Source organism: Candidatus Neomicrothrix sp. (assembly GCF_035329545.1).
Lineage (GTDB): Bacteria > Actinomycetota > Acidimicrobiia > Acidimicrobiales > Microtrichaceae > Microthrix > Microthrix subdominans.
In genome coordinates this window covers 54,992-57,800 of the sequence record NZ_DAOLGP010000029.1, presented here as the reverse complement: position 1 = coordinate 57,800, position 2,809 = coordinate 54,992, and the positions used below count along the sequence as shown (strand labels likewise).

Sequence of the window (2,809 nt, the reverse complement as noted above, 5' to 3'; positions counted from 1 at the left end):
GCAGTCGCCGGCGCAGGGCCGCCAACGCTCCACCCCCATCGCCCGGACCGGTCCCGGCCGGCTCGAAACCTGTGATCGAAGCCATGGGACCAGTCTGATCAACACCTGTGACAACCAAGCCGACGATGGCGTCGGAACGGCGAAATTTTTCTAGAAGTTCCTTCTGGCGCAACACGGGAGACGCGCAGACAGAGCTGCGGGTCTGGTGGCCAACCGCGCGAAAGGGACGCCACAGGGGCACCCCAAGCAACCCCGACGACATCTGGGCACCTCTGGGCGACAATTCCCGAACGCTGACCCGGCACGATTGACGCTTGCGGTGGGACCGTTGCGACTATTCCGCGGTCGAGGGCGTTGCTACGACTTCGTGACCGCCACTGCGGAGCTCCCCAGCAGCTGCGGTCAAGCCTTGGGAGGTCAGATGGCGCTCAGCTCACAGGCGGCCCCTTCGAGTCCCTCAGCCAACGCCCGTGCGTGGTCCTGCGCCGGCGTCGACGACCCGATGCGCAGGGGAGGTGCAGGCTTTGACTTGTGTCCCGCGAGGAACAGCACGGGTCACGCCTCCGTGGGCGACGCCATCGCGCGAGCCTGGATCGACCCCTCGATCGATCGACCTGCCACGTCAAGATCGGTCACGCATCGATCGTCGATGCGACCGCCGGCCGGCTCATGTTCAAAGAACTTGCGTGCCGCCTTGGCGGTCGATCGGGTAATCAACGCCGACCCGCCGGCGCCGATGCCTGCGCCGATCCCGAAAGGCACCAGGCGGCCGAGGCGAAGCGCTCCTTGCTCGATACCGAACTTGGTCAGCACCTGGGCGCTCAGCTTGGCGTTGATCGACGACAGGTTCTCGTCGGGGATTCGGCCGACCAGGCTGGCCCCGCCAGCGGAGCCGATGCGCCCGGCCACGCCCTCAAGTCCGGCCGCGGCGCCGTTGGCCATCGTCAGGACGCTGACCACCCAGCTGCGCCGTTGCTCGAGCGACTCGGCGTCGTGGCCGGCGGCGATGCCGATCGCCAGTATCATCTCCCCCATCTTGGTGATCGAGTAGGCAAGGTCGACCGTGCTCGACGCCAGCACCGTGCCCGTACCGGCACCCGGAATGGCCGCAGCGCCGCCGGCGAGGGCGGACACCGCAGCCAACTCCCGGGTATAGCGCTTCGCGATCAGCTTGATCAGCTCATCGGCGTTGCCGGGCCGGTATTTCAGCTGCAACCCGGCGACCACCTCTCGGGCGGGCTCATACCGGGTGCGGGCCACCCGTTCGATGGCAGGGTGGAAGATCCTGTCGATGGCTCCGGCCACGGGCGGCCTCCTGGGCTGGGCAACCGTGCCATGTTACGGGAGGGGAGCGACGTCGACGCGGCGCCTGGTTTGGCCGGTCGGTAGGGTCACCGGGTGCCTCAGCCTCTCGCTCCCCAGCCGCACGACGGACCCCCCCAGCTGACGATCCAGCCCCGCAACTTTGCGGCCGAGGATCCGGGAGGCTGGAACCAGCTTGTCGACACAGCGGTGGCCGCCGACGCCGCCGGCATCGACCGCATCATCGTGTCCGACCACGTGGTATTCGGTGAGCAACCCGAGGCGTACGCCGACCCGAAGAGCGGCGGGGTCGAGGGTGGGCGTCAACCGACCGGGCCGGACGGGCACTGGCTCGAACCGTTGACGACTCTGGCGTTCCTCGCCGGGCAAACCGAGCGGGTGCGGCTGGGCACCAGCATCCTGCTCGCAGCGCTGCGGCGCCCCGTGGTACTCGCCAAGACCGCCGCCACGCTCGACGTGCTCTCCGGCGGGCGACTCGACCTCGGCGTTGGAGTCGGCTGGCAGAAAGAGGAGTACGAGGCCGCCGGGCTCGACTTCGCCAGCCGCGGCCGGCAACTCGACCACACGCTCGAGGTATGCCGGACGCTCTGGACTGAGGAGCGGGCCGGCTACGACGCGCCCGAGCTGAGCTTTGACGGCATCCACGCGATGCCCAAGCCGGTGCAACCCGGGGGCGTCCCGGTGTGGGTGGGCGGCACCGTTCAGCCCCGGGCCATGGAACGCTTGGCCCGCTTCGGCACCGGCTGGATCCCCTGGGGGCCGGCCGTGGCCGACCCGTTGCGTGGCGTCCGCGAGATGCGCCAAGCGATGGAGGACCTCGGACGCGACCCGGCGACCGTTCAGGTCACCACCTACCTGCGGGGAGTGCGAGACGACAACGGCGAACTCGACTTGGCCCCAACCATGTCGGCGGCGCCGCCGCTGGTCGAGCTCGGCATCACCGACTTCAAGGTGCCCATCGCCGTGCCCGATGGCGTGGGGCCCGCCACCGAGCGCCTGACCGAGGTGGTTGCGGCGTTTCAATCAGCGGTGAAGTAACGCCGGAGGCCGGGTTGCGGTCGCCTACAGGTCGACGGGCCGGTTGACGAACCGCCTGGCTTGCGGGCTGTAGAACCAGCCGGACTGGGCGAGGGTGCCACCGTCGACCGGGATGTTGTGGCCGGTGACGAAGGCGGACAGGTCACTGGCGAGAAACAAGGCGACACGGGCCACGTCGTCGGGCCAGCCGACGCGACCAACCGGGGCCCAGGATTCCCAACGCTCATCGTGATCGTCGTGTCCGGCCAGGTAGTCGACCTGCGGGGTCTGGATCAGGTCGGGCCCGATGCCGTTGCAGCGGATGCCCTTGCGTCCGTATCCGGCGGCAAGCGACTGGGTGAAGTGGCTGGCCCCGGCCTTCATGGCGGCATAGACCGGCTCGCCTGGAAACCCGCGAGTGCCCTCGACCGAGTGGATGTTGACGATCGAACCGCCGCCTCGGTCGATC

Annotated in this window: 3 protein-coding genes; 1 reads left to right on the top strand and 2 read right to left on the bottom strand. The window is 69.0% G+C overall.

Annotated features, from left to right (window positions below; all coding sequences use genetic code 11):
• Nucleotides 1-555: 555 nt before the first annotated feature.
• Nucleotides 556-1,305 carry a hypothetical protein gene (locus tag PKD89_RS14690; protein ID WP_287378153.1) on the bottom strand — a complete coding sequence of 250 codons (750 nt, stop codon included), beginning with the start codon at nt 1,303-1,305 and terminating at the stop codon, nt 556-558.
• 93 nt (nt 1,306-1,398) lie between these two features.
• On the opposite strand from PKD89_RS14690, the gene PKD89_RS14685 reads away from it, so the two are divergent.
• Nucleotides 1,399-2,361 carry a TIGR03619 family F420-dependent LLM class oxidoreductase gene (locus tag PKD89_RS14685; RefSeq protein ID WP_289012697.1) on the top strand — a complete coding sequence of 321 codons (963 nt, stop codon included), beginning with the start codon at nt 1,399-1,401 and terminating at the stop codon, nt 2,359-2,361.
• Nucleotides 2,362-2,385: 24 nt separating this feature from the next.
• Here PKD89_RS14685 and PKD89_RS14680 read toward each other — a convergent pair.
• The coding region (locus PKD89_RS14680) for an SDR family oxidoreductase (protein ID WP_289012696.1) at nt 2,386-2,809 on the bottom strand (424 nt) is incomplete at its 5' end.